The 2782-nt window shown below is 67.3% G+C and carries 3 protein-coding genes; 2 read left to right on the forward strand and 1 reads right to left on the reverse strand.

All coding sequences use genetic code 11. The features are described 5' to 3' along the window. The first annotated feature begins 46 nt into the window (after nt 1-46). Nucleotides 47-181, forward strand: a complete 135-nt coding sequence (locus tag ACWD3C_RS48260; protein ID WP_451155145.1) for a hypothetical protein — start codon at nt 47-49, stop codon at nt 179-181. A 642-nt stretch (nt 182-823) separates the two neighbouring features. Then, the gene (locus ACWD3C_RS48265; RefSeq protein WP_451155147.1) at nt 824-1066 is read left to right on the forward strand and encodes a transposase; all 243 of its coding nucleotides are present in this window, start codon (nt 824-826) and stop codon (nt 1064-1066) included. Nucleotides 1067-1129: 63 nt separating this feature from the next. Here ACWD3C_RS48265 and ACWD3C_RS48270 read toward each other — a convergent pair whose 3' ends face one another. After that, entirely contained in the window at nt 1130-2404 is a 1275-nt protein-coding gene (locus ACWD3C_RS48270) for a S8 family peptidase (protein ID WP_451155149.1), read from the reverse strand. Nucleotides 2405-2782: the final 378 nt, after the last annotated feature.

A 2782-nucleotide genomic window follows, 5' to 3' on the forward strand; every position in this document is an offset into this window, starting at 1 on the left:
CCACCGCCCTGCGCATACCGCATACCTCCGGCATACCGCAACAATCATGAAACGTCAGATCCCCACCCGCCATAGCGAGTTCAACCTCAGCACACGCCGGGTCGGCCGGAGCAGGGGGCTCGAGGAGCGCCCGTACGCATCCATCGGCCCGGCCGAGGCGCGTGAAGCCGGTGCCGACTGAGGGCCGTGAGTGAGGCGGAGGCCCCGTAGTAGTCCGTGCGGTTCAGACCGGGCTTGTCTGCGATCTTGCCGCGCAGTTCGCCTCGACTGAAGTCGCCGAGCTTGTCGGTGTCTTCGATCAACTTTCGGAGCTGGGCGACGAGTTGGGTGCGCTTGTCGCGTTCGGCAGCTTCGGGGTTGTAGGAGATCAAGAACCGTTCGCCTTGCCGCAGGTAGCGGCGGTTCTCCCCGGATCCTGGTCAACGCCGGGCAGGTCAAGAACCTGCCCGGCGTTGCCCCCGACGTCTCCGACGCCGCCTGGCCGGCCCAGCTCGGCGCCCACGGCCTGGTCCGCTCCTCCTTCATTCCGTCCCAGCCGGTACGTGAGCTGCGGGACCTGACCCGAGCCCGAACCACCGCCACCCGCGAGCGAGGGGCGTCTCCGGCCGGGCCATGCTCGAAGCCCTCATCCACGATGAACGCGCCCCACAGACCCTCGCGGAGATGGCCAAGCGCAAGCTCCGCAACAAGATCTCGGAACTCACCGAGGCCCTGACCGGTCGGTTCCGTGACCATCACGCCTCCCTGACCCGGCTGCATCTGGACCAGTACGACCAGCTCACCACCGTGATCGGGCAGTTGGACGCGCGGGGCGAGGAAGCGAATGGCCCCCTTTCGTCCCGCTCCCGGCCTCCTCGACACCATCCCCGGGATCAACCGGGCCACCGCCGAAGTGATCACGGCGGAGACCAGCGACGACATGAACTGGTTCACCTCTGCCGGGCACCTCGCCTCCTGGGCCGGAGTCTGCCCCGGCAACCCGTACCTCAAGGAGTGCTCAGGATCGGGGCATTCGGGGCGGCCAGAACCAAAGACACCTACCTGTAGGCCCATTACATGCGGCTGACCGCCCGCCGCGGCACACTCAAGGCCCTGGTCACCATCGAGCACTCGATCATCACTGCGCTGGTCAGAACGAGGAGACCCTGAGCAGACGCTCCTTGACGGCGTCCCCGTCCTGCGACGGCCAGGTCCAGTCGAGACTGCCCGCCGATTGCAGAGCCGCCTTGACGGTTGCGGGCGACGCGGTGGGGTGGGTAGCCCGGTACAGGGCTGCGCCGCCCGTTACGTGCGGAGCGGCCATGGAGGTGCCGGACAGGGTTTCGTAGCCGCCGTTGGCGTAGGTCGAGAGGATGCATACGCCCGGCGCGATCAGGTCGACGTCCGGACCGTAGTTGGAGAAGTCTGCGAAGGTGTCGTCCTGGTCGTCGTAGCATGTCGGCTGGCTCAGGCCACCGGGCTCTCCGTCGAAGTCCGCCAAGGCGCTGACGGTGATCACTTCGTCGTACGCGGCCGGCACCATGTTCCCGGCATCGGCATGGGAGTTTCCGGCTGCCACAGCATAGGTGACGCCCTTGGCAACCGAGGCGCAGATCGCCTCGTGCATGGCGTCGCCGTTGGTCCTGCCGCAGTTGCCGTCGTCGGTGCCGTCGCCGCCCAGGCTCATATTGGCCACGTCGATCTCGTCGGCGTGCTCGGTGACGTGGTCGATGCCGCAGATGACACTCGAGGTGGATCCGAAGCCGAAGGGGTCGAGCACCTGCACCGGCCACAGCCGCGCGCCCGGTGCCACCCCGACGACCCCGGTGTCGTTGTCCAGGGCGCCGATGGTGCCGGCCACATGGGTGCCGTGGCCGTTCCAGTCGAAGGGCTCCAGGAAGGGCAACCAGCAGTTCTTCCCTCCGGCGCGGTACACGTTGAGGTCCGGGTGGCTCAGGTCGATACCGGTGTCGATGACGGCGACGTCCGCGTCCACCCGGGTGTCCGCACCGTCGATGGCGGCAGTCGGGCTGAGATCGGCGTCCACCCGGTTCACGCCGGTAGGGACCGACTGAGTGGTGGCGCGGACCGAGCGGTCCTGCTGCACCGACTGCACCTGGGGGTCCTCGGCGAGCCTGGCCGCGGTGCGTGCGCTCATCGACGCCGCGTAGCCGTGGAGGGCATGGCGATAGGCATGATGCACCATGGCGCCCAGGGTGGAGGCTCGCTCGATCGCCGCTGTTACGGCGTTGTCCATGTCCCCCTGCTTGTCGGAGGCAGGCTTCTTGAGGGTCACGATGTACCGGCCGGGGATCTTGTCGGTCTTGTCAGGCGCTGTGGCTGCGGGCGGGGATTCGAGTGCGGTGGCTGAGGTGGCTACGGCGCCCGGTGTACCAGTTGCCAGGGCCAGCGCCAGAAGGGTCATGCCAAAGAATCTGGGCATCCCGAACCTTTCTCAGGAGCGGTGGGGTGACGAGCCGACCCGGTTGCCATGCGCTGAATATTCGGCTCGTCGGCCTTCTAGAGCTAGCAGGTCTGGCACACCTGGCGGCGACCCGACGTTCGGCGATGCGGAATTCTCCGGCAGCCAATCAGCCGTGTGGCCCTGTGGGCTGCCGGCTGGGGTGTTTCATCACGCCGACGAGGTCTGCGAGTAAAGGCCCGCACAATGCGCGTGACCATGTGGTGGGGGGGGGGGGCGGGGGGGGCCCCCCCCCCCCAAACTCAGGGTGAAGGAGACGATAAACAACCAAGCCACCCCCAACAAAGGAGAAAACACCCACCACCCCACCAAAGCCGAGGG

The organism is Streptomyces sp. NPDC002845 (assembly GCF_053591955.1).